The following is a 22,279-nucleotide window of genomic DNA, read 5'->3' on the forward strand; positions in this document are numbered from 1 at the left end:
CTATTATTCATCCTCGTCGGCATCGGCGTAGGTATCGCGCCTCAGGTGCTGGGCCGCGTGCTTGCACCGCATCGGCCCGACGTGCAAAAGAACTCTCCTTACGAATGCGGCTTCGAGGCATTCGAAGACGCACGCATGAAGTTCGACGTGCGTTATTACCTCGTCGCTATTTTATTCATCCTGTTTGACCTGGAAACAGCGTTCTTCTTCCCATGGGGTGTAGCCATGCGCGACCTCGGCTGGGGCGGCTTCGTCACGATGCTGGTGTTTATCGTCGAATTCGTCGTCGGCTTCTGGTACATCTGGAAGAAGGGCGCTCTGGATTGGGAATAAATCATGTCTCTTGAAGGTGTAATGAATGAAGGTTTTGTCACCACCACGGCTGACAAACTGATCAACTGGACCCGTACCGGGTCGATGTGGCCGATGACCTTCGGCCTTGCCTGCTGCGCAGTCGAGATGATGCATGCGGGCGCGTCGCGCTATGACCTCGACCGTTTCGGCGTGGTGTTTCGCCCATCGCCGCGCCAATCCGACGTGATGATCGTGGCCGGCACGCTGTGCAACAAGATGGCGCCGGCGCTGCGCAAGGTGTACGACCAGATGGCCGAGCCGCGCTGGGTGCTCTCCATGGGCTCGTGCGCCAACGGCGGCGGCTACTACCACTACAGCTATTCGGTGGTGCGCGGCTGCGACCGCATCGTGCCGGTCGACGTGTACGTGCCGGGCTGCCCGCCCACCGCCGAGGCGCTGCTGTACGGAATCATCCAGCTGCAGCAGAAGATCCGCCGCACCCAGACGATCGCGCGCGCATGACCAATTCCATTCCCACGTTCGCCGTCGATCCCGAGGCGCTGCGCCAGACCATTGCCGACGCGCTGGGCGACAAGGCCAAGCGCGTGGACCTCAAGCTGGGCGAAGTGACGGTGATCGTCACGCCGCAGAACTACATCGACGCCGCGCGCATCCTGAAGGACGCGCCGGGCTGCCAGTTCGAACAGCTGCTGGACGTCTGCGGCGTCGACTATTCCGACTACCGCGCCGGCGAGTGGGACGGCCCGCGCTACGCGGTGACATCGCACTTCCTGTCCATCAGCCTGAACCAGCGCGTGCGCCTGCGCGTGTTCGCGGCCGACGATGAATTCCCGGTCGTGGACACGCTCACCGGCCTGTGGAGCTCGGCCAACTGGTTCGAGCGCGAGGCGTTCGACCTGTTCGGCATCGTGTTCGAAGGCCACTCCGACCTGCGCCGCATCCTCACCGACTACGGCTTCATCGGCCACCCGTTCCGCAAGGACTTCCCGGTGTCGGGCCACGTGGAGATGCGCTACGACCCCGAGCGCCAGCGCGTGATCTACCAGCCGGTGACCATCGAGCCGCGCGAGATCACGCCGCGCGTGATCCGCGAAGAAAAGTACGGCGGAATCCAGTAGGCAGGCCATGGCTGAAATCAAGAACTACACCCTCAACTTCGGCCCGCAGCACCCGGCCGCGCACGGCGTGTTGCGCCTGGTGCTGGAACTCGACGGCGAAGTGATCCAGCGCGCCGACCCGCACATCGGCCTGTTGCACCGCGCCACCGAGAAGCTGGCCGAGACCAAGACCTACATCCAGGCGCTGCCCTACATGGACCGTCTCGACTACGTGTCCATGATGTGCAACGAGCATGCCTACTGCCTGGCCATCGAGAAGCTGCTGGGCATCGAGGTGCCGATCCGCGCGCAGTACATCCGCGTGATGTTCTCCGAGATCACGCGCCTCTTGAACCACCTGCTGTGGCTGGGCGCGCACGGGCTGGACTGCGGCGCCATGAACATGCTGATCTACTGCTTTCGCGAGCGGGAAGACCTGTTCGACATGTACGAGGCGGTGTCCGGCGCGCGCATGCACGCGGCCTACTTCCGCCCGGGCGGCGTCTACCGCGACCTGCCGGACTCCATGCCGCAGTACAAGGCCAGCAAGGTGCGCAACCAGCGCTCGGTGGACGAACTGAACGAAGGCCGCAACGGATCGCTGCTGGACTTCATCGACAGCTTCACCCAGCGCTTCCCGCACTACGTGGACGAATACGAGACGCTGCTGACCGACAACCGCATCTGGAAGCAGCGCACCGTGGGTATCGGCGTGGTCACGCCGGAGCGCGCGCTGAACCTGGGCTTCACCGGCCCCATGCTGCGCGGCTCGGGCATCGCCTGGGACCTGCGCAAGACGCAGCCGTACGAGGTGTACGACCGCATGGACTTCGACGTGCCGATCGGCCGCACCGGCGACTGCTACGACCGGTACCTGGTGCGCGTGCAGGAACTGCGCGAGACCAACCGCATCATCAAGCAGTGCGTGGACTGGCTGCGCGTGAACCCCGGCCCGGTGATCACCGACAACCACAAGGTGGCGCCGCCCAGCCGCGAGTCCATGAAGGCCAACATGGAAGAGCTGATCCACCACTTCAAGCTGTTCTCCGAAGGCATGCGCGTTCCGGAAGGCGAGTCGTATGCGGCGGTGGAACACCCCAAGGGCGAGTTCGGCATCTACATCGTGAGCGACGGCGCCAACAAGCCCTACCGCCTGAAGATCCGCGCGCCGGGTTTCCCGCACCTGGCCGCGCTCGACGAGATGGGCCGCGGCCACATGATCGCCGACGCCGTCGCGATCATCGGCACCATGGACATCGTGTTCGGAGAAATCGATCGATGAACATCACCGAAGCAATGCGCGCGCGGCTCGACCGCGAAGTGAACAAGTACCCCTCTGACCAGCGCCAGTCCGCCGTGATGGCCTGCCTGGCCATCGTGCAGCAGGAACAGGGCCACATCGACACCGAGAGCGAGAAGGTGCTGGCCGACTACCTGGGCATGCCGCCGATCGCGGTGCACGAGGTCACGACCTTCTACAACATGTACAACCAGCGCAAGCTGGGCAAATTCAAGCTGAACGTTTGCACCAACCTGCCGTGCCAGCTGCGCGACGGGCAAAAGGCGCTGCAGTACCTGGAGCACAAGCTGGGCATCGCCATGAACGAGACCACGCCCGACGGCCTGTTCACGCTGCAGCAAAGCGAATGCCTGGGCGCCTGCGGCGACTCGCCGGTGATGCTGGTGAACGACCGCACCATGTGCAGCTTCATGAGCAACGAAAAGCTCGACCAGCTGATCGACGGCCTGAAGGGAGCGCAATGATGAACGCGCAGCAAGTGCTTTCGCAGTTCCAGGCCACCGGCGTGCAGACCTGCTTCCATGGCCGCCACATCAATCCGCAGATCTACAAGGACCTGAACGGCACCAACTGGCGCCTGAAGGACTACGAGGCGCGCGAGGGCTATGCGGCGTTGCGCAAGATCATCGGCGACGGCCTCACGCAGGACCAGGTGATCGCCACCATGAAGGAATCGGCACTGCGCGGCCGCGGCGGCGCGGGCTTTCCCACCGGCTTGAAGTGGAGCTTCATGCCGCGCCAGTTCCCGGGCCAGAAGTACCTGGTGTGCAACTCCGACGAGGGCGAACCGGGCACCTTCAAGGACCGCGACCTGCTGCAGTTCAATCCGCACATCGTCATCGAAGGCATGATCATCGCGGCCTACGCGATGGGCATCAACGTGGGCTACAACTACATCCACGGCGAGATCTTCCAGACCTACGAACGCTTCGAGGAAGCGCTGGACGAGGCGCGCGCGGCCGGGTATCTTGGCAACAACATCCTGGGTTCGAGCTTCAGCTTCCAGCTGCATGGGGCGCATGGCTTCGGCGCCTATATCTGCGGCGAGGAAACCGCGCTGCTGGAATCGCTGGAAGGCAAGAAGGGCCAGCCGCGCTTCAAGCCGCCGTTTCCGGCCAGCTTCGGCCTGTACGGCAAGCCCACCACCATCAACAACACCGAGACCTTCGCGGCGGTGCCCTGGATCATCCGCAACGGCGGCCAGGCCTACCTGGAGTGCGGCAAGCCGAACAACGGCGGCACCAAGATCTTCTCGGTGTCGGGCGACGTGGAGCTGCCCGGCAACTACGAGATTCCGCTGGGTACGCCGTTCTCCAAGCTGCTGGAGCTGTGCGGCGGCGTCAAGGGCGGCAGGCAGCTCAAGGCCGTGATCCCGGGCGGCTCGTCGGCGCCGGTGCTGCCGGCGGCCACCATGATGGAGTGCACGATGGACTACGACTCCATCGCCAAGGCCGGCTCCATGCTGGGCTCGGGCGCCGTCATCGTGATGGACGAGACGCGCGACATGGTGGAGTCGCTGCTGCGCCTGTCGTACTTCTACATGCACGAGTCCTGCGGCCAGTGCACGCCCTGCCGCGAAGGCACGGGCTGGCTGTGGCGCGTGGTGGACCGCATCCATAACGGCCACGGCAAGACCAGCGACATCGCGCTGCTGAACTCGGTGGCCGACAACATCCAGGGCCGCACCATCTGCGCGCTGGGCGACGCGGCGGCGATGCCGGTGCGCGCCATGATCAAGCACTTCCGCCACGAATTCGAAGCGAAGATCGCCGCCGCCGAGGCGGGTGCAGCCCTCTCCCAGGGGGAGAGGGTGAGAACGGACGCGCGCAGCGCGTAGCCACATGATTGAAATCAATCTCGACGGACAGCAGGTGTCGGTGACCGAGGGCAGCATGATCATGCATGCCGCGGACAAGGCCGGCACCTACATCCCGCACTTCTGCTACCACAAGAAGCTCTCCATCGCCGCCAACTGCCGCATGTGCCTGGTGGACGTGGAGAAGGCGCCCAAGCCGATGCCGGCCTGCGCCACGCCGGTCACCAACGGCATGATCGTGCGCACCAAGAGCGACAAGGCCCTGAAGGCCCAGCAGTCGGTGATGGAGTTCCTGCTGATCAACCATCCGCTGGACTGCCCGATCTGCGACCAGGGCGGCGAATGCCAGCTGCAGGACCTGGCGGTGGGCTACGGCGGCTCCGGCTCGCGCTACGAGGAAGAAAAGCGCGTGGTGCTGCACAAGGACGTGGGCCCGCTCATCTCCATGGAGGAGATGAGCCGCTGTATCCATTGCACCCGCTGCGTGCGCTTCGGCCAGGAAGTGGCCGGCGTGATGGAGCTGGGCATGATCCACCGCGGCGAGCACTCCGAGATCACCACGGTGCTGGGCGACACGGTGGACTCCGAAGTCTCCGGCAACATGATCGACCTGTGCCCGGTCGGCGCGCTCACCAGCAAGCCGTTCCGCTACAGCGCGCGGCCCTGGGAGCTGTCGCGCCGCAAGTCGGTCAGCCCGCATGATTCCACCGGCGCCAACCTGATCGTGCAGGTCAAGAACAACCGTGTGATGCGCGTCCTGCCGCTGGAGAACGACGACGTCAACGAATGCTGGCTGGCCGACCGCGACCGCTTCTCCTATGAAGCCGTCAACAGCGACGAGCGCCTGCTGGCACCCATGCTCAAGCAGGGCGGCGCGTGGAAGACGGTGGACTGGCAGACCGCGCTGGAATACGTGGCCAACGGCATCAAGCAGATCAAGGCCGACCACGGCGCGCAGGGCATCGGCGCGCTGGTCAGTCCGCACAGCACGGTGGAGGAACTGTTCCTTGCCGGCAAGCTGGTGCGCGGCCTGGGCAGCGAGAACATCGACTACCGTTTGCGCAACGCCGAATTCACGCAGGGCGAGGGTGTCCGCTGGCTCGGCACCACCATCGCCTCATTGAGCAACCTGCAGCGCGTGCTGGTGGTCGGCTCCAACCTGCGCAAGGACCATCCGCTGTTCTCGCTGCGCGTGCGCGCCGCGGTGCGCAAGGGCGCGCAGGTGTCGGTGGTGAACGACACCGACCATGACTGGGCGATGTCGATCGCGGGCAGGAGCATCGTGCCGGCGGCGCAGTGGGCGCAGGCGCTGGCCGGCATCGCCCTGTCCATCGGCAGGGAGAAGGGCGTCGAGCCGCCGTCTTCCGTTCGCCCTGAGCTTGCAATACCCGATCATCCTGAGCTTGTCGAAGGACAGGCTCAGCCTGAACGGGATCGTGACCAGTGGGATGCCATCGCGAAGTCGCTGCTGTCGGGCGAACAGAAGGCCATCCTCCTGGGCAACGCCGCCGCGCACCACCCCAACGCGTCCACCCTCCTGGCGCTGGCCAACTGGATCGGCGCGCAGACCGGCGCCAGCGTCGGTTACCTCACCGAAGCGGCCAACACCGTGGGCGCGCAGCTCGCGGGCGCGCTGCCGGGCGCCGGCGGCCTGAACGCCGCGCAGATGCTGGACGGCCGGCTGAAGGCAGTGCTGCTGCTGAACAACGAGCCCGAGTTCGACTCGGCCGACGGCCACCGCGCAGCCGTAGCGCTGGGCCTGGCCGACATGGTCGTGAGCCTGACGCCGTTCAAGGCCAACATGGAATTCGCCGACGTGCTGCTGCCGATCGCGCCGTGGACCGAAACGCCCGGCACCTTCGTCAACGCCGAAGGCCGCGTGCAGAGCTTCCACGCCGTGGTCAAGCCGATCGGCGAAGCGCGGCCGGCCTGGAAGGTGCTGCGCGTCATCGCCAACATGCTGGGCGTGCAGGGCTTCGAGTACGAGTCCGCGCAAGACGTGCTGGCCGCCGTGCGCGGCGCCGACGCGCAGCAGCCCTTCGTGCAGGGCGGCCTGCTGAACAACGCCACGCAGGCGCAGGCCAACCTGTCCGGCCCGGCCGGCAAGCCGGTCACGGCCGCGATCTACCAGCTCGACGGCGTGGTGCGCCGCGCGCCTTCGCTGCAGCTCACGGCAGACGGCCGCGCGGCCGCGCAGCCGCGGCCGCAGCCCGTGCAAGCACCGGAAGGAGTGCCGGCGTGATCGATTCCATCTACGGTTTCGGCAACGGCCTGATCGGCGCGCCCTGGTGGACCGGCGCCGGCTGGCCGGTCCTCTGGACGCTGATCAAGATCGTGGCGGTGGTGCTGCCGCTGATGGGCGCGGTGGCCTACCTCACGCTGTGGGAACGCAAGGCCATCGGCTTCACGCAGATCCGCCCGGGCCCCAACCGCGTGGGCCCGTTCGGCCTGCTCACGCCGATCGCCGACGCGCTCAAGCTGCTGACCAAGGAAATCATCATTCCGACGGTCGCCAACAAAGGCCTGTTCCTGCTGGGGCCGATCATGACCATCATGCCGGCGCTGGCCGCCTGGGTGGTGATCCCGTTCGGACCCGAGACGGCACTCGCCAACATCAACGCCGGCCTGCTGTTCCTGATGGCCATCACCTCGCTGGAGGTGTACGGCGTCATCATCGCCGGCTGGGCGTCGAACTCCAAGTACGCTTTCCTGGGCGCGCTGCGCGCCTCGGCCCAGATGGTGAGCTACGAGATCGCCATGGGCTTTTGCCTGGTGGTGGTGTTGATGGTGAGCGGCAGCCTGAACATGACCGACATCGTCCTGCAGCAGGGCCGCGGCTACTTCGCGCAGACGGGCGTGAGCCTGCTGTCCTGGAACTGGCTGCCGCTGCTGCCGATCTTCGTCGTCTACTTCGTCTCCGGACTGGCCGAAACCAACCGCCATCCGTTCGACGTCGTCGAAGGCGAGTCGGAGATCGTCGCGGGCCACATGATCGAGTACTCGGGCATGAGCTTTGCCATGTTCTTCCTGGCCGAGTACGCCAACATGTGGCTGGTTTCGATCCTGGCCGTCATCATGTTCCTGGGCGGCTGGCTGCCTCCGTTCGACTTCCTCGGCTTCATCCCGGGGTGGATCTGGCTGGGCGCGAAGACCTTCGTCATGGTGACCATGTTCCTGTGGATCCGCTCCACCTTCCCCCGCTACCGCTACGACCAGATCATGCGCCTGGGCTGGAAGATCTTCATCCCCGTCACCCTGGTGTGGCTGGTCGTCGTGGCCGCGTGGATGCAGACGCCGTTCAGCATCTGGAAGTAACCGCAAGAGAAAGACACCCATGGCTTCCTCCGCATTGGCATCGCACCAGCCCGGCTTTTCGCTGAAGGACTTCCTGTCGTCCTTCATGCTGCTGGAGCTGTTCAAGGGCCTGCGCATCACGGGCAAGTACTTCTTCGCCCGCAAGATCACGGTGCAGTTTCCCGAAGAGAAGACGCCGCTCAGCCCGCGCTTTCGCGGCCTGCACGCGCTGCGCCGCTACGAGAACGGCGAGGAGCGCTGCATCGCCTGCAAGCTGTGCGAGGCGGTGTGCCCCGCGCTGGCCATCACCATCGAGAGCGAGCAGCGCGACGACGGCACGCGGCGCACCACGCGCTACGACATCGACCTGACCAAATGCATCTTCTGCGGCTTCTGCGAAGAGAGCTGCCCGGTCGATTCCATCGTGGAAACCAACATCCTCGAGTACCACGGCGAAAAGCGGGGCGACCTGTACTTCACCAAGGACATGCTGCTGGCCGTGGGCGACCGCTACGAGCCCGAGATCGCGGCAAACAGGGCCGCAGACGCCAAATACCGATAGACGCCCCATGGACATCCGAGCCGGCCTTTTCTACCTGTTCTCCGCGGTGCTGCTGTTCGCCGCGTTCCGCGTCATCACGGCGCGCAACCCGGTGTACGCGGCGCTGTTCCTGGTGCTGACGTTCTTCCAGGCCGCCGCCGTGTGGCTGCTGCTGAAAGCCGAGTTCCTCGCCATCTCGCTGGTGCTGGTCTACGTCGGCGCGGTGATGGTGCTGTTCCTGTTCGTGGTGATGATGCTGGACATCAACATCGACAGCCTGCGGCAGGGCTTCTGGAAGCACTTCCCGCTGGCCGCCAGCATCGGCGTGCTGATCGCGCTGGAGATGGCGGCGGTGCTGATGGGCGGCTTCCGCCCGGTCGACGAGCCGCGCGTCGGCCCGGCCGCCGCGCAGGTCGCCGCCCAGGCAGGGCAGGCGGTGGCGCAGGTCTCCAACACCAAGGAGCTGGGCAAGCTGTTGTACTCGCAGTATCTGTACCCGCTGGAAATCGCCGCGGTGCTGCTGCTGGTGGCCATCGTCGCGGCCATCGCGCTCACGCTGCGCCAGCGCAAGGACAGCCGGCACATCGATCCGTCGATCCAGGTGCGCGTGCGCGCCGCCGACCGGCTGCGCATCGTCAAGATGCAGCCCACCGTTCGGGCTGAGCCTGGGACCGCCGTTCGCCCTGAGCCTGTCGAAGGACTTCGACAAGCTCAGCCCGAACGGGTTCTGGCGCAGCCCGGACCGGCCCTGCCCGGAGGGAGCAAGGCATGACCCTCACCCTCGGCCACTTCCTGACCCTGGGCGCGATCCTGTTCGCGCTGTCGGTGATCGGCATCTTCCTGAACCGCCGCAACCTGATCGTGCTGCTGATGGCCATCGAGCTGATGCTGCTGGCGGTCAACACCAACTTCGTGGCGTTCTCCTACTACCTGGGCGACATGCATGGCCAGGTGTTCGTGTTCTTCATCCTCACGGTGGCGGCGGCCGAATCGGCCATCGGGCTGGCGATCCTGGTGCTGCTGTTTCGCAACAAGAACAACATCAACGTCGACGAACTCAACGAGCTCAAGGGCTGAGCGCCGCGACAGCCCGAACAAGAAGCCCGAACAAGAAACATGAGCCAAACCCTCAACGCATCGACCCTGCTGGCGGTGCCGCTGGCGCCCCTTGCGGGCGCCTTGCTGGCCGGCATTTTGGGCACCACCTTCGGCGGCAACAAGATCGGCCGGGGCGCGGCGCACACGCTGACCATCCTGGGCGTGCTGATCTCCTTCGTGCTGTCGGCCATGACGCTGTGGTCGGTGGCGGTGGACGGCGCGCGCTTCAACCAGACCATCTACGAATGGATGGTGGTGGGCGGCCTGAAGATGGAGATCGGCTTCCTGGTCGACGGCCTCACCGCCATGATGATGTGCGTGGTGACCTTCGTGTCCCTCATGGTGCACATCTACACCATCGGCTACATGGAGGAGGACCCGGGCTACAACCGCTTCTTCGCCTACATCTCGCTGTTCACCTTCTCCATGCTGATGCTGGTGATGGCCAACAACTTCCTGCAGCTGTTCTTCGGCTGGGAGGCGGTGGGCCTGGTGTCGTACCTGCTGATCGGCTTCTGGTTCACCAAGCCGACGGCGGTGTTCGCCAACATGAAGGCCTTCCTTGTCAACCGCGTGGGCGACTTCGGCTTCATTCTCGGCATCGGCCTCATCGTGGCCTATGCCGGCACGCTGAACTACGCCGAGACCTTCGCCAAGGCCGGCGAACTGGGCCGGCTGCCGTTCGGCCTGGGAACCGACTGGTCGCTGATCACCGTCACCTGCATTTGCCTGTTCATCGGCGCCATGGGCAAGAGCGCGCAGTTCCCGCTGCATGTGTGGCTGCCCGACTCCATGGAAGGCCCGACGCCGATCTCCGCGCTGATCCACGCCGCCACCATGGTGACGGCCGGCATCTTCATGGTGGCGCGCATGTCGCCGCTGTTCGAGCTGTCGGACACGGCGCTGAACTTCGTCATGGTGATCGGCGCGATCACGGCGCTGTTCATGGGGTTCCTGGGCATCATCCAGAACGACATCAAGCGCGTGGTGGCGTATTCCACCTTGTCGCAGCTGGGCTACATGACGGTGGCACTGGGCGCATCGGCCTATTCGGTGGCGGTGTTCCACCTGATGACGCATGCCTTCTTCAAGGCGCTGCTGTTCCTGGCGGCCGGCTCGGTCATCATCGGCATGCACCACAACCAGGACATCCGCTGGATGGGCAACGTGCGCAAGTACATGCCGCTGACCTGGATCACCTCGCTGCTCGGTTCGCTGGCGCTGATCGGCACGCCGTTCTTCGCCGGCTTCTATTCCAAGGACAGCATCATCGAAGCGGTGGCCGAAAGCCACCTGCCGGGCGCCGGCTTCGCCTACTTCGCGGTGGTGGCCGGCGTGTTCGTCACGGCGTTCTATTCGTTCCGCATGTACTTCCTGGTGTTCCACGGCAAGGAGCGCTACGACCAGAACCCGGACGCGCACGGCCACGACGACCATCACACGCCGCACGAATCGCCCTGGGTGGTGGTCGCGCCGCTGGTGCTGCTGGCCATTCCCTCGGTGGTGATCGGCTACATGGCGATCCAGCCGCTGCTGTACGGCGGGTTCTTCAAGGACGCGATCTTCGTCAACGGCGAGCACCACCACGCCATGGCCGAAATGGCCAAGGAATTCCACGGCGCCTTCGCCATGGGTCTGCACGGCTTCATCAGCCTGCCGTTCTGGCTGGCGCTGGCCGGTGTGGTGACGGCCTGGTACATGTACCTGGTGAACCCCGCGGTGCCGGCGGCGATCAAGCGGGCCGCGCAGCCGCTGTACACGCTGCTGGAAAACAAGTACTACATGGACTGGTTCAACGAGAACGTCCTCGCGCGCGGGGCGCGCGGCCTGGGCATCGGGCTGTGGAAGGGCGGCGACCAGGCATTGATCGACGGGGCGCTGGTCAACGGCAGCTGGAAGCTGGTCGGCCTGTTCTCGCGCATGGCGCGCCGGGTGCAGTCCGGCTACATCTACCACTACGCCTTCGCCATGCTGATGGGCGTGATCGTGCTGATGTCGTACTTTGTCAGCTGGCCGATGGTCCGCGACTGGCTCAAGTAACGCGGAGAAGAACAACAAATGGGACTCTTGAGTTTGGCCATCTGGACGCCGATCGCCTTCGGCGTCGTGCTGCTGGCGCTGGGGCGCGACGAACAGGCGCGCGCGGTGCGCTGGATCGCGCTTGTCGGCTCCATCGTCGGCTTGCTTGTCACGCTGCCGCTGTACGGCCGCTTCGACCGTACCACCGCGGCGATGCAGTTCGTGGAGAAGGGCCCGTGGATCGAGCGCTTCCACATCAACTACCACCTCGGCATCGACGGCATCTCGTTCTGGTTCGTGCTGCTGACGGCCTTCATCACCGTCGTGGTGGTGATCTCCGCCTGGGAGGCGATCACCGAGCGCGTGAACCAGTACATGGGCGCGTTCCTGATCCTGTCGGGCCTGATGATCGGCGTGTTCTGCGCGCAGGACGCGGTGCTGTTCTACGTGTTCTTCGAGGCCACGCTGATCCCGATGTACCTGATCATCGGCATCTGGGGTGGGCCGAACAAGATCTACGCGGCGTTCAAGTTCTTCCTGTACACGCTGCTCGGCTCGCTCTTGATGCTGATCGCGCTGATCTACCTGTACGCCAAGTCGGGCGGCAGCTTCGATATCGCCACCTGGCACCGGCTGCCGCTGCCGCAGCTGACGCAGACGCTGCTGTTCTTCGGCTTCTTCGCCGCCTTCGCCGTGAAGGTGCCGATGTGGCCGGTGCACACCTGGCTGCCCGACGTGCACGTGGAGGCGCCCACCGGCGGCTCCGCCGTGCTGGCGGCCATCATGCTGAAGCTGGGCGCCTACGGCTTCCTGCGCTTTTCCATGCCGATCGCGCCGGACGCCGCGCGCGAATGGGCCTGGCTGATGATCGCGCTGTCGCTCATCGCCGTGATCTACGTGGGCCTGGTCGCCATGGTGCAGCAGGACATGAAGAAGCTGGTGGCGTATTCGTCGGTCGCGCACATGGGCTTCGTCACGCTCGGCTTCTTCATCTTCAACGACCTGGGCGTGGCCGGCGGCATCGTGCAGATGATCGCGCACGGCTTCGTCTCGGGCGCCATGTTCCTGTGCATCGGCGTGCTATACGACCGCGTGCACTCGCGCCAGATCGCCTCGTACGGCGGCGTGGCCAACACCATGCCGACCTTCTCGGCCTTCGCCATCCTGTTCGCCATGGCCAACTGCGGCCTGCCGGCCACCGCCGGCTTTGTGGGCGAGTGGATGGTGATCCTGGGTGCGGTCAAGGCCAACTTCTGGCTGGGCCTGCTGGCCGCCACGGCGCTGATCTTCGGCGCGGCCTACACGCTGTGGATGGTCAAGCGCGTGTACCTGGGCCCGATCGCCAACGATGACGTGCGCGGGCTCACCGACATCAACGCCCGCGAGTTCTTGATGCTCGGCCTGCTGGCCGTGGCGGTGCTGTTCATGGGCATCTATCCCAAGCCCTTCACCGACGTGATGAACGCCTCGGTGGCCAATTTCCTCAAGCAAGTGGCTGTTTCGAAGTTGTGAGCTGAGGAAGAAATCAACATGATCGACAAACTCAGCTTCCTCGTCACCGCGCCGGAAATCGTGCTGCTGGTGATGGCCTGCGTGATCGCCCTGGTGGACCTGGGCGTGAAGACGCGGCTGCGCAACGGCACCTACTGGCTCACCATGGCCACCCTGGCCGTGGTGGCCTGGATCTGCGGCGAGGCCGCGGTGCGCGGCGAGACGCTCTACGCCTTCAACCGCATGGTGGTCGCCGACCCCATGGGCAACTGGCTGAAATGCTTCTCCTCCATCGCCATGATGGTCTGCCTGGTTTACGGCCGGCCCTACGTGGCCGACCGCGACATGCTGCGCGGCGGCGAGTTCTTCACGCTGGCCATGTTCGCGCTGCTGGGCATGTTCGTGATGATCTCGGGCAGCAACTTCCTGGTGCTGTACCTGGGCCTGGAGCTCATGACGCTGGCCAGCTACGCGCTGGTGGCGCTGCGCCGCGACCACGCCACCGCCACCGAGGCGGCGATGAAGTACTTCGTGCTGGGCGCGCTGGCCAGCGGCTTCCTGCTGTACGGCATGTCGATGATGTATGGCGCCACCGGTTCGCTGGACGTGGGCACCGTGTTCAAGATGGTCAGCTCGCGCCAGGTGAACCACCAGGTGCTGGTGTTCGGCCTGGTGTTCATCGTCGCCGGCCTGGGCTTCAAGCTGGGCGCGGCGCCCTTCCACATGTGGATTCCCGACGTCTACCAGGGCGCGCCGACGGCCGTTACGCTGATGATCGGCAGCGCGCCGGAACTGGCCGCCTTCGCCATCTGCATCCGCCTGCTGGTGGACGGCCTGATCCCGCTGGCGATCGACTGGCAGCAGATGCTGCTGATCCTGGCCGTGGGGTCGCTGGTCATCGGCAACCTGGCCGCCATCGCGCAGACCAACCTGAAGCGCATGCTGGCGTATTCCACCATCGGCCAGATGGGCTTCGTGCTGCTGGGCCTGGGCGTGGGCGTTGTCAACGGCACCACGCAGAACGCCCAGTACGCGTACAGCGCGGCCATGTTCTACATCGTCACCTACGTGCTGACCACGCTGGCCAGTTTCGGCATCATCCTGCTGCTGGCGCGCGAAGGCTTCGAGAGCGAGGAAATCGCCGACTTGGCCGGCTTGAACCAGCGCAGCCCGCTGTACGCCGGTGTCATGGCGGTGTGCCTGTTCTCGCTGGCCGGCATACCGCCGCTGGTGGGCTTCTACGCCAAGCTGGCCGTGCTGCAGGCGCTGGTGTCGGCGGGCACCGGCGGGCACCTGGTGCTGGCCATCGTCGCGGTGATGCTGTCGCTGGTGGCCGCCTTCTACTACCTGCGCGTGGTGAAGGTCATGTACTTCGACGCGCCGATCACCGTCACCACCGTGTCCGCCTCGCGCGACGTGCGCGTGGTGCTGACGCTCAACGGCGCCTTGATCCTGCTGCTGGGCATCTTCCCGGGCGGCCTGATGACGCTGTGCGCCAGCGCCATCGTGCGCACCCTGGGCGGCGCGCCCTAGCGCGCGGCCCGCAAGGCGCGACATGGGCCAAGCCCTCTCCGTCTGGCTGGTGCTGCTGGCGGCACTGGCCGCGGCCAACCTGCCGTTCCTCACGCAGCGCCTGATGGGCGTGGTGCCGCTCGCGGTGCCGAAATCGCTGGGCGTGCGGCTGGCCGAACTGGTGCTGTGCTACCTGGTGGTCGGCGCGGTGGGCCTGCTGCTGGAAAAGCGCGCCGGCCAGATCGCGCCGCAGGGCTGGGAGTTCTACGCCGTCACCGGCGCACTGTTCATCACCTGCGCGTTTCCCGGCTTCGTGTGGCGCTACCTGTGGAAGCACGGGAGCAACAACGCATGACGACCCCGCGCGACGACGATGCGCACCTGGTCGAACACACCGTCGACAGCCGGCAGGTGTTCCAGGGCAGCTTTTTGCGCGTGATGCGCGATACGGTGCGCCTGCCCGACGGCAACACGGCGCAGCGCGAATACATCCAGCACCCCGGCGCGGTGGTGGTGGTTCCGCTGCTGGACGACGGGCGGATGGTGATGGAGCGGCAGTACCGTTACCCGGTGCGGCAGGTGATGGTGGAATTCCCGGCCGGCAAGCTCGACGTGGGCGAGGACCCGCTGGTGTGCGGCAAGCGCGAGCTGCTGGAAGAAACCGGCTACACGGCACGTGAATGGGCGCGCGCCGGCGTGATGCACCTGGCGGTGGGCTATTGCGACGAGAGCATCCACATCTGGTTCGCGCGCGGCCTGGTGCTGACGCGGCCGCAGCTGGACGAGGGCGAGTTCGTGGAGGTCATCACCGCCACGCCCGATGCGTTCCTGGCCTGGTGCCGCGACGGCCGCGTGACCGACGCCAAGACCCTGGCCACCGTGGCGTGGGTGCAAAACACCCTGTCGGGAGCTTGGAAACTGGACTGGCGCTCATAATTCAAGACCATGAAGGTCCTGAACCTCCAATGCATGCACGGCCACGGCTTCGAAGGCTGGTTCGGTTCGGAAGACGACTTCCAGGACCAACTGGGCCGCGGACTGGTGGAGTGCCCGCTTTGCGGCGACCACGGCGTGCAGAAGCTGCCCAGCGCGCCGCGCCTGAACCTGGGTGCCTCCGCGCCGGCCGCGCCCGCCGCCGCTTCCACGGCACCCGCCAAGCAGGACGTGGTGCTCAGTCCCGAGCAGGCGATGCAGGCCGCGTGGATGAAGATGGTGCGCCACGTCGTGGCCAACACCGAGGACGTGGGCCAGCGCTTCCCCGAGGAAGCGCGCCGCATGCACTACGGCGAAACCGAGGAGCGCGCCATCCGCGGCCAGGCCTCGGCCGAAGAGGCGCAGGCGCTGGTGGAAGAGGGCATCGGCGTGCTGCCGCTGCCGATCCCCAAGGCGCTCAAGGGCCCGCTGCAGTAAGCGCCGGCGCGAGTTCCAGGAACTGCGCGAACTGTTCCTGCGGCACCAGCGATCCCCCGGTGGTCCACAGCACGTGCGTCGCGTCCGCCGCGCGCGCCTGCAGCCCTTGCCGGGCGAGATAGGCCTGTCCACCGTCGCTGTGCAGCAGCCAGCGCAAGCCGCCGAAGCCGGCGGCCGCCGATGGTTCGATGCGCATGCCTTCGGTCTCGTGCAGCAGCGCGAGATGCGCCAGCAGTGTGGAGTCGCTCACCGTGAACACGCCCGACAGCAGCTGCCGCATGGCATCCGCCGCGAGCTCCGAGGCGCGCGGCACGGCCAGGCCGTCGGCCTGCGTCGCCTGGCCCAGGCCGAAGTCGTAGACCGACAGTTCGGGGCGTTCCGGAAACGCCAGCCGCACCAGGAAGCAGGGAAACGCCGTCGGCTCCGCGAAGAAGCAATGCACGGCGTCGCCGAACAGGCGCTTCAGCCCGAAGGCGATGCCGCCCGGCGCGCCGCCCACGCCGCAGGGCAGGTAGACGAGCAGCGGATGGTGGGCATCGACGCGCACCTGCTGCGCTGCGAGTTGCGCGCGCAGTTCTTTCGCCGCGGCGGCGTAGCCAGCGAACAGCGACACCGAGCGCTCGTCGTCGACGAAATGGCTGTACGCATCGGCGTTGGCTTCGGCGCGGCCGGCGGCCACGGCGGCTTCGTAGTCGCCCGCGTGCTCGACCACCGTCACACCCGCGCCGCGCAGCCGCTGCTTCTTCCAGGCCTTGGCCTCGGCCGACATGTGCACCACGGCCTGGAAGCCCAGCGCCGCCGCCATCATGCCGATGCTCATGCCCAGGTTGCCGGTGGAGCCGACGGCGACGCGGTAGCGGCTGAAGAGGGCCCGGGCCTCGGGGTTGGCGAGCGCGGCGCTGTCGTTGCCTGCCTGCAGAACCCCGTGCTCTGTTGCGAGTTTCTCCGCGAACTCCAGCACTTCATGGAAGCCGCCGCGCGCCTTGATCGAGCCAGCGACTGGCAGCTCGTGATCAGCCTTGAGCAGCACGCGCGGCAGCGGGCCCTGCGCCCGCGAGTCGTCCAGCAGCGCCGCTGCGAACCGCGGCACGGCAACCAGGCGCGACGCGATCGCGCCACCGGACGCGGCCAGCTCGGGGAAGAGCCTGGCCAGCGCTGGCGCGCAGCGCGCGAAGCGCGCTTCGGCGGCATCGCCGATGTCGGCAGGCACAGGCGCGGCCGCGAGCGCATCGGCGGCCGGCGCGAGCCGCGGATTGATCCACAAGCACGGGCAGCCGGCGCGCAGGTCTTCTTCCGTCGGGACTTGCGCGGCGTCCATCGTCAAGCGCGGCGCACCGCGAGCGGCGCGAAGGACTGGCAGTTGGGCATCATGCTGATCGTGTTGATGGTCACGTGCGCCGGCCGGTGCACGATCCAGCTCACAGTATCCGCGATGTCCTGCGCCGTGAGCGGCTGCACGCCCTGGTATGCCGCCTCGGCGCGCGCCATGTCGCCCTTGAAGCGCACGGCCGAGAACTCGGTGCCGCCGCACAGGCCGGGTTCGATGCAGGTCGCGCGTACACCGGTGCCGATGAGGTCGGCATTCAGGTTCTGCGTGAACTGGTGCACGAAGGCCTTGGTGGCGCCGTACACGTTGCCGCCAGGGTAGGGGAACTCGCCCGCCACCGAGCCCAGGTTGACGATGGTGCCGCTGCCGCGCTGCACCATGCCGGGCAGCAGGGCGCGCGTGACGTGCACGAGCCCCGCGCAGTTGGTGGCGATCATCTCGTCCCAGTCGTTGCCGTCCGCCTCCTGCGCTGGAGCCAGGCCGCGCGCGAGGCCGGCGTTGTTGACCAGCACGTCGATGCGGCTGAACGCGTCGGGCAGCGACGCCAGCGCGGCCGGGATGCTCTCGCGGCGCGACACGTCCAGCTGCACGGCATGCGCGTGGTCGGGAGAGGAGGCGGCGATCTCGGCAAGCTTGTCGAGCCGGCGCGCGGCCAGCACCACGCGCATGCCGTCGCGCAGCAGCTGCCGCGCGATGGCGGCGCCGAAGCCGGCGCTGGCGCCGGTGACCAAAGCGGTTTGCATGGCAGTCTCCTTCGGGGTTGCTGCTCAGTCGGCGGCGGCGTATTGCGCGATGCCGTTGCCGAAGGACCAGTTCTCTTTTACCGTCTCCACCAGGTTGATGATGACGTCGGCGGGCGGCAGGTCGCCGGCCGCGGCCACCGCCTGCGCGATGGCGGCGAACAGCGCTTTCTTCACCGGGACCGACCGCCCCTCGCTGCAGGTGATCTGCACCAGGATCGCATTGCGCCCGTGCGAAATGCCCATGTAGCTGGGCGCGATCACCACTTCACCAGCGGCATGCCGCTGCAGCGCCTGGAAGCGGTCGTCCTGCGGCACGTTGAAGGTCTTCACGAGGCTGTCGTGCACGGCATCGGCCACCGCGTGGAGGCGGGACTCGGTGAAGTGGCTGGGAACGTCGATACGAACGAAGGGCATGGTGATCTCCGGATGAAAACCGCGGGTGCGGCGGGTTGAGGAAAGTGGTTAGCTATGCAACTATATGGGTAAAAAAAAGGAACTCACTTGAGCGCGGAGCAGACGGCGCGGACCTTGCCGACAGTCTCCAGGAAATTCTCCTTGCCGACGTGCTGCTGGATGCGTTTGGTGACGGCGCCGCTGGCGATGGTGAGCGCATCGTGCAGGGCACGCCCCTTTGCCGTGGGGTACACCGACCAATGGCGCGCGTCGTGCTCGGCCTCCCTGCGCTCCAGCAGGCCCAGGGTTTCCAGGCCGTCGATGAGGCGGGTGGCGGTCGGGCGGCTGATGGTCAACTTAGTGGCGAGTTCGTGTTGCGACATGCCGGGTTGGGCGAGGACCAGCCTGAGCAGGAAGGCTTGAGGGGGTGTGACGCCGAACGGTTTGAAGGCCTGCGTCCACTCGCGCTCGACCACGCGGGCCAGCGCGGTGGTGTTGAAGTAGAGGCAGTGGTCGAACATCTTGGATTGCATCTTAGCTGGATATGGTTAGCTATGCAACTGTTTTCCGCTTGGTGGACACCACGTCCCGCGACAGACATGATGGTGGCGCGCGACCGTCACGCGCTCCGCGAGTACGTAGAGTTCAAGCCGCGGGCGTAACGCCGCGTTCCTTGAAGACTTCTCGTGCGATGTTGAGCGCGTTGATGGTGCTGGGAAAGCCGGAGAAAACGGCCATCTGAAGAATCACTTCCACAAGCTCGGAAGGTTCGCAACCAACATTGAGTGCACCGTGCAAATGCACTCGCAATTGCGGTACCGCAGTTCCCATCGCGGTAAGCGCCGCCACAGTAGCGAATTGCCTTGAACGAAGATCCAGCCCCGGGCGGGACATCACATCGCCGTACGAAAAGTCGATGACCCATTCTGCTAAATCTGGCGCGATGTCTTTCAAGCTATCGACAACCGCCGAGCCTGTTCCACCGGTGATCCGACTGAGCGTCAGTTCACCGATCTCGCGACGCTTCGTTGGAATGTTCACTAATTCTCCTTGGTTGATTTATCGTCGAGGAACGGTTCTAGGATCACTGACACGGCACCGACAGTGGCGGTCCAGCGAAACGGATGCGGCGGCGATTGTAGTGGGTCACGAAGTGATCGATGCGTTGCACCAACAACGTCTCTTGCGTCGTGGCCCGCGGTGCCCGGGGCGGCGATTTCTGGGGCGGCTGTGCTGTTCGGTCCGGAGCCGGGCGCGCTTGCGCGCTTCGTTGACTGAATCGCAGTAGCTGTCTGAGCGGAGTGTTTGCTTGCAAACGCGCAGCGAGTTCTACTGCGCCGGCTCCGGACCGAACAGCGCAGCGGAGTCGGCGCGCAGCGCCGACCGCCACAGCATGAGCCGCCCCGGGCACCGCGGGCCACGACGCCGCGAGGTCTCCGCACGCAACCCGCACGCACGCGCGCAAATCACTCCATGAACTGCAAGGAAGCCAACCGCGCATACACCCCCCGCGCCGCCATCAGTTCCTCGTGCGTCCCGTGCTCAACAATCCGCCCATGGTCCAGAACAACAATCCGGTCCGCCTGCTGCACAGTCGCCAGCCGGTGCGCGATCACGAGCGTCGTCCGGTCGCGCATCGCCGACTCCAGCGCCGCCTGCACCATCCGCTCGCTCTCCGCATCCAGCGCACTGGTCGCCTCGTCGAGCAGCAGCAGGGGCGGGTTCTTCAGCATCGCCCGCGCGATCGCGATGCGCTGGCGCTGCCCGCCCGACAGCCGCACGCCGCGCTCGCCAAGAAAGCTGTCGTAGCCCCCCGGCAGCGCCAGGATGAACTCGTGCGCGTACGCAGCACGCGCCGCCGCGACCACTTCGTCGTCGCTTGCCCCGGGCCGCCCATAGCGGATGTTCTCCATCGCGCTGGCCGAGAACACCACCGGCTCCTGCGACACCAGCCCGATGCGCCCGCGCAGGTCGCCCAGCGCGAGATCGCGCACCGGCACGCCGTCCAGCGCGATGGTGCCTTGCGCCGGATCGTAGAAACGCAGCAGCAGCGAGAACACAGTGGTCTTGCCGGCGCCACTCGGCCCGACCAGCGCCACGGTCTCGCCGGGCGCCACCATGAGATCGAAATCCTTCAGCGCCGGCACCGCCGGCCGCGACGGATAGTGGAAGGTCACGCCGCTGAACGCCACCCGGCTGCCGCCGTGCGCAGGCGGCAAGGCCAGCGGCTGCGCGGGCGACGCCACCGGCGAGCGGCTGGCCAGCAGCTCCATCAGGCGCTCGGTCGCGCCGGCCGCCCGCAGCAGGTCGCCATACACCTCGCCGAGGATGCCGACCGCGCCGGCGAAGATGATCACGTACAGCGCCGCCTGGCCCAGCTGGCCCGCGCTGAGCCTGCCGGCCAGCACCGCCTGCGTGCCCTGGTACAGGCCCCACAGCGCGACGGCCGCGTTGGCGATGATGATGAAGGCCACCAGCACGGCGCGCGCGCGGGTGCGCCGCACCCCGGTGCGAAAGGCGGTCTCGGTGGCGTTGTCGAAACGCCCGGCTTCGCGTGCCTCGCCGGTGTAGCTTTGCACCACCGGAATGGCGTTCAGCACCTCGGCCGCGATGGCGCTGGAATCGGCCACGCGGTCCTGGCTGGCGCGCGACAGCTTGCGCACGCGCCGCCCGAACGTGGCGGCCGGCAGCACCACCAGCAGCACGGCCACGAACACCAGCGACATCACGTACGGATGCGTGTAGACCAGCATCGCCAGCGCGCCGACGCCCATTACCACGTTGCGCAGGCCCAGCGAGAACGACGAGCCGATCACCGTCTGCACCAGCGTGGTGTCGGTGGTCAGGCGCGACAGCACTTCGCCCGTGCGCGTGGTCTCGAAAAACTCGGGGCTCTGCTTGAGCACGTGCGCATACACCGCGTTGCGCAGGTCGGCCGTGACGCGTTCGCCCAGCCAGCTGACGGTGTAGAAGCGCCCGGCCGAAAAAATGCCCAGCGCGACCGCCACCGCGAACAGCGCCAGGAAATGCTCGCGCAGCGCCAGCAGCCGCTCGCCATGGCCGGCCGTGGACAGGCTCTGGTCGATCATGCCGCGCAGGGCCAGCGGGAACAGCAGCGTGGCCCCGGCCGCCAGCACCAGCAGCACGCCGGCCAGCGCGATGCGTCCGCGGTAGGGCCGCAGGAAAGGCAGCAGGCCGGATAGCGATGTGGGCGCGCCCTTGGCGGGCTGCGCGGAGCGGGTCGAAGGGATCGCGGACTCTGCCATGGCGGGCAGTGTACCCATTAAGGTCGCATTGCTTGCTCATCCAATCATCGCCTTGACAGTATCTGCCCAGGCAACTAATATCGCGGCTCATGTCCACCACACCTTTGCGCGCGCGCCCCGCGCCCGGCAGCCGCCGGACCACCGCGCCCGCAACCGCGCCGCCCGTTAATTTCTACAACGCCAAGTCCTACCAGCCGGACGAGAGCGTTGCCTATCTCATGCGGCGCATCATGACCAACGTGGCGGCCGAGGTGGACGCCGCGCTGGAGCCCGCCGGGCTGACCAACGCGCAGTGGGTGCCGCTGTACAAGCTGCACCTGGGCCATCCGTCCACCGTGGCGGAACTGGCGCGCGGCTGCCAGCTGGACACCGGCGCCATGACGCGCACGCTGGACCGGCTGGAAGCCAAGGGCCTGCTGCGCCGCGTGCGCTCCGAGGCGGACCGGCGGGTGGTCAACATCGAACTCTCCGACGAAGGCCGCGCCGCGGCCGGGCAGATCCCGCCGGTGCTGAGCAAGGTGCTCAACGACCACCTGCGCGGCTTCTCCGTCGACGAATGGGAAACCCTCAAGACACTTCTCACGCGCATGCTGGGCAACGCCCACCACTTGCAGGCGCGCCGGGAGAACAAGAATGCCGACTGAACAACAAAGCAAA

The 22,279-nt window shown here is 66.4% G+C and carries 24 protein-coding genes; 18 read left to right on the plus strand and 6 right to left on the minus strand.

The genetic code is table 11. The features are described 5' to 3' along the window. The 17 genes from H0U68_RS01520 to H0U68_RS01600 form a co-directional block, all read left to right on the plus strand. A partial coding sequence (locus H0U68_RS01520; RefSeq protein ID WP_296352394.1) for an NADH-quinone oxidoreductase subunit A occupies window positions 1–333 on the plus strand: 333 nt, incomplete at its 5' end. Between the two features lie 3 nt (window positions 334–336). Beyond that, complete coding sequence (locus tag H0U68_RS01525) at window positions 337–816, plus strand: NADH-quinone oxidoreductase subunit B (protein ID WP_296352395.1); 480 nt, start codon at window positions 337–339, stop codon at window positions 814–816. Window positions 817–824: 8 nt separating this feature from the next. Continuing rightward, entirely contained in the window at window positions 825–1,433 is a 609-nt protein-coding gene (locus H0U68_RS01530) for an NADH-quinone oxidoreductase subunit C (RefSeq protein WP_296352421.1), read from the plus strand. 7 nt (window positions 1,434–1,440) lie between these two features. Continuing rightward, window positions 1,441–2,694, plus strand: a complete 1,254-nt coding sequence (locus H0U68_RS01535) for an NADH-quinone oxidoreductase subunit D (protein WP_296352396.1) — start codon at window positions 1,441–1,443, stop codon at window positions 2,692–2,694. Continuing rightward, window positions 2,691–3,176 (plus strand): NADH-quinone oxidoreductase subunit NuoE, encoded by a 486-nt coding sequence (gene nuoE / locus H0U68_RS01540; protein ID WP_296352397.1) that lies wholly within the window; start codon window positions 2,691–2,693, stop codon window positions 3,174–3,176. Before H0U68_RS01535 ends, nuoE begins: the two co-directional genes overlap by 4 nt. Next, complete coding sequence (nuoF, locus tag H0U68_RS01545; protein WP_296352398.1) at window positions 3,173–4,549, plus strand: NADH-quinone oxidoreductase subunit NuoF; 1,377 nt, start codon at window positions 3,173–3,175, stop codon at window positions 4,547–4,549. The genes nuoE and nuoF overlap by 4 nt, the downstream gene beginning before the upstream one ends. Before the next feature lie 4 nt (window positions 4,550–4,553). Beyond that, window positions 4,554–6,770 carry an NADH-quinone oxidoreductase subunit NuoG gene (gene nuoG, locus H0U68_RS01550; RefSeq protein ID WP_296352399.1) on the plus strand — a complete coding sequence of 739 codons (2,217 nt, stop codon included), beginning with the start codon at window positions 4,554–4,556 and terminating at the stop codon, window positions 6,768–6,770. Beyond that, on the plus strand, window positions 6,767–7,843 hold the full coding sequence (gene nuoH / locus H0U68_RS01555) for an NADH-quinone oxidoreductase subunit NuoH (protein ID WP_296352400.1): 1,077 nt from the start codon (window positions 6,767–6,769) through the stop codon (window positions 7,841–7,843). The genes nuoG and nuoH overlap by 4 nt, the downstream gene beginning before the upstream one ends. A 19-nt stretch (window positions 7,844–7,862) precedes the next feature. Beyond that, window positions 7,863–8,384, plus strand: a complete 522-nt coding sequence (gene nuoI / locus H0U68_RS01560) for an NADH-quinone oxidoreductase subunit NuoI (protein WP_296352401.1) — start codon at window positions 7,863–7,865, stop codon at window positions 8,382–8,384. Between the two features lie 7 nt (window positions 8,385–8,391). Continuing rightward, window positions 8,392–9,135, plus strand: coding sequence for an NADH-quinone oxidoreductase subunit J (locus H0U68_RS01565; protein ID WP_296352402.1), 744 nt, complete (start codon window positions 8,392–8,394; stop codon window positions 9,133–9,135). Next, window positions 9,132–9,440, plus strand: a complete 309-nt coding sequence (nuoK, locus tag H0U68_RS01570; protein WP_296352403.1) for an NADH-quinone oxidoreductase subunit NuoK — start codon at window positions 9,132–9,134, stop codon at window positions 9,438–9,440. The genes H0U68_RS01565 and nuoK overlap by 4 nt, the downstream gene beginning before the upstream one ends. 39 nt (window positions 9,441–9,479) lie before the next feature. Further along, window positions 9,480–11,501, plus strand: coding sequence for an NADH-quinone oxidoreductase subunit L (gene nuoL / locus H0U68_RS01575; RefSeq protein ID WP_296352404.1), 2,022 nt, complete (start codon window positions 9,480–9,482; stop codon window positions 11,499–11,501). A gap of 18 nt (window positions 11,502–11,519) precedes the next feature. Next, the gene (locus H0U68_RS01580; RefSeq protein ID WP_296352405.1) at window positions 11,520–12,992 is read left to right on the plus strand and encodes an NADH-quinone oxidoreductase subunit M; all 1,473 of its coding nucleotides are present in this window, start codon (window positions 11,520–11,522) and stop codon (window positions 12,990–12,992) included. An 18-nt stretch (window positions 12,993–13,010) separates the two neighbouring features. Further along, on the plus strand, window positions 13,011–14,504 hold the full coding sequence (gene nuoN, locus H0U68_RS01585; protein ID WP_296352406.1) for an NADH-quinone oxidoreductase subunit NuoN: 1,494 nt from the start codon (window positions 13,011–13,013) through the stop codon (window positions 14,502–14,504). Between the two features lie 22 nt (window positions 14,505–14,526). Continuing rightward, complete coding sequence (locus tag H0U68_RS01590) at window positions 14,527–14,838, plus strand: DUF2818 family protein (RefSeq protein WP_296352407.1); 312 nt, start codon at window positions 14,527–14,529, stop codon at window positions 14,836–14,838. Further along, entirely contained in the window at window positions 14,835–15,419 is a 585-nt protein-coding gene (locus H0U68_RS01595; protein ID WP_296352408.1) for an NUDIX hydrolase, read from the plus strand. The genes H0U68_RS01590 and H0U68_RS01595 overlap by 4 nt, the downstream gene beginning before the upstream one ends. A gap of 9 nt (window positions 15,420–15,428) precedes the next feature. Beyond that, window positions 15,429–15,893, plus strand: coding sequence for a DUF1178 family protein (locus H0U68_RS01600; RefSeq protein WP_296352409.1), 465 nt, complete (start codon window positions 15,429–15,431; stop codon window positions 15,891–15,893). Here H0U68_RS01600 and H0U68_RS01605 read toward each other — a convergent pair. From H0U68_RS01605 to H0U68_RS01630, 6 genes are all read right to left on the minus strand, one after another. Continuing rightward, window positions 15,874–17,211, minus strand: coding sequence for a D-serine ammonia-lyase (locus tag H0U68_RS01605; RefSeq protein WP_296352410.1), 1,338 nt, complete (start codon window positions 17,209–17,211; stop codon window positions 15,874–15,876). The genes H0U68_RS01600 and H0U68_RS01605 overlap by 20 nt on opposite strands. Before the next feature lie 2 nt (window positions 17,212–17,213). Next, window positions 17,214–17,963, minus strand: coding sequence for an SDR family NAD(P)-dependent oxidoreductase (locus H0U68_RS01610; RefSeq protein ID WP_296352411.1), 750 nt, complete (start codon window positions 17,961–17,963; stop codon window positions 17,214–17,216). 24 nt (window positions 17,964–17,987) lie between these two features. Further along, the gene (locus H0U68_RS01615) at window positions 17,988–18,377 is read right to left on the minus strand and encodes a tautomerase family protein (protein ID WP_296352412.1); all 390 of its coding nucleotides are present in this window, start codon (window positions 18,375–18,377) and stop codon (window positions 17,988–17,990) included. An 83-nt stretch (window positions 18,378–18,460) separates the two neighbouring features. Continuing rightward, window positions 18,461–18,877 (minus strand): MarR family transcriptional regulator, encoded by a 417-nt coding sequence (locus H0U68_RS01620; protein ID WP_296352422.1) that lies wholly within the window; start codon window positions 18,875–18,877, stop codon window positions 18,461–18,463. 124 nt (window positions 18,878–19,001) lie between these two features. Then, on the minus strand, window positions 19,002–19,397 hold the full coding sequence (locus H0U68_RS01625; protein ID WP_365730399.1) for a carboxymuconolactone decarboxylase family protein: 396 nt from the start codon (window positions 19,395–19,397) through the stop codon (window positions 19,002–19,004). 425 nt (window positions 19,398–19,822) lie between these two features. Next, a complete protein-coding gene (locus tag H0U68_RS01630) occupies window positions 19,823–21,622 on the minus strand; it encodes an ABC transporter transmembrane domain-containing protein (RefSeq protein ID WP_296352413.1) in 1,800 nt (599 codons plus the stop codon). An 89-nt stretch (window positions 21,623–21,711) separates the two neighbouring features. On the opposite strand from H0U68_RS01630, the gene H0U68_RS01635 reads away from it, so the two are divergent. After that, the gene (locus H0U68_RS01635; RefSeq protein ID WP_296352414.1) at window positions 21,712–22,266 is read left to right on the plus strand and encodes a MarR family transcriptional regulator; all 555 of its coding nucleotides are present in this window, start codon (window positions 21,712–21,714) and stop codon (window positions 22,264–22,266) included. The last annotated feature ends 13 nt before the right edge of the window (window positions 22,267–22,279 follow it).

It is taken from the genome of Ramlibacter sp., from assembly GCF_013697775.1.
In the GTDB taxonomy this organism is placed as follows: Bacteria; Pseudomonadota; Gammaproteobacteria; order Burkholderiales; family Burkholderiaceae_C; genus Ramlibacter.

Coding starts and splice junctions, on each gene's coding strand:
- H0U68_RS01525 (WP_296352395.1), top strand. CDS start 337: ATGTCTCTTGAAGGTGTAATGAATGAAGGTTTTGTCACCACCACGGCT.
- H0U68_RS01535 (WP_296352396.1), top strand. CDS start 1,441: ATGGCTGAAATCAAGAACTACACCCTCAACTTCGGCCCGCAGCACCCG.
- nuoE (WP_296352397.1), top strand. CDS start 2,691: ATGAACATCACCGAAGCAATGCGCGCGCGGCTCGACCGCGAAGTGAAC.
- nuoF (WP_296352398.1), top strand. CDS start 3,173: ATGATGAACGCGCAGCAAGTGCTTTCGCAGTTCCAGGCCACCGGCGTG.
- nuoG (WP_296352399.1), top strand. CDS start 4,554: ATGATTGAAATCAATCTCGACGGACAGCAGGTGTCGGTGACCGAGGGC.
- nuoI (WP_296352401.1), top strand. CDS start 7,863: ATGGCTTCCTCCGCATTGGCATCGCACCAGCCCGGCTTTTCGCTGAAG.
- H0U68_RS01565 (WP_296352402.1), top strand. CDS start 8,392: ATGGACATCCGAGCCGGCCTTTTCTACCTGTTCTCCGCGGTGCTGCTG.
- nuoK (WP_296352403.1), top strand. CDS start 9,132: ATGACCCTCACCCTCGGCCACTTCCTGACCCTGGGCGCGATCCTGTTC.
- nuoL (WP_296352404.1), top strand. CDS start 9,480: ATGAGCCAAACCCTCAACGCATCGACCCTGCTGGCGGTGCCGCTGGCG.
- H0U68_RS01580 (WP_296352405.1), top strand. CDS start 11,520: ATGGGACTCTTGAGTTTGGCCATCTGGACGCCGATCGCCTTCGGCGTC.
- nuoN (WP_296352406.1), top strand. CDS start 13,011: ATGATCGACAAACTCAGCTTCCTCGTCACCGCGCCGGAAATCGTGCTG.
- H0U68_RS01590 (WP_296352407.1), top strand. CDS start 14,527: ATGGGCCAAGCCCTCTCCGTCTGGCTGGTGCTGCTGGCGGCACTGGCC.
- H0U68_RS01595 (WP_296352408.1), top strand. CDS start 14,835: ATGACGACCCCGCGCGACGACGATGCGCACCTGGTCGAACACACCGTC.
- H0U68_RS01600 (WP_296352409.1), top strand. CDS start 15,429: ATGAAGGTCCTGAACCTCCAATGCATGCACGGCCACGGCTTCGAAGGC.
- H0U68_RS01605 (WP_296352410.1), bottom strand. CDS start 17,211: ATGGACGCCGCGCAAGTCCCGACGGAAGAAGACCTGCGCGCCGGCTGC.
- H0U68_RS01610 (WP_296352411.1), bottom strand. CDS start 17,963: ATGCAAACCGCTTTGGTCACCGGCGCCAGCGCCGGCTTCGGCGCCGCC.
- H0U68_RS01615 (WP_296352412.1), bottom strand. CDS start 18,377: ATGCCCTTCGTTCGTATCGACGTTCCCAGCCACTTCACCGAGTCCCGC.
- H0U68_RS01620 (WP_296352422.1), bottom strand. CDS start 18,877: ATGTTCGACCACTGCCTCTACTTCAACACCACCGCGCTGGCCCGCGTG.
- H0U68_RS01630 (WP_296352413.1), bottom strand. CDS start 21,622: ATGGCAGAGTCCGCGATCCCTTCGACCCGCTCCGCGCAGCCCGCCAAG.
- H0U68_RS01635 (WP_296352414.1), top strand. CDS start 21,712: ATGTCCACCACACCTTTGCGCGCGCGCCCCGCGCCCGGCAGCCGCCGG.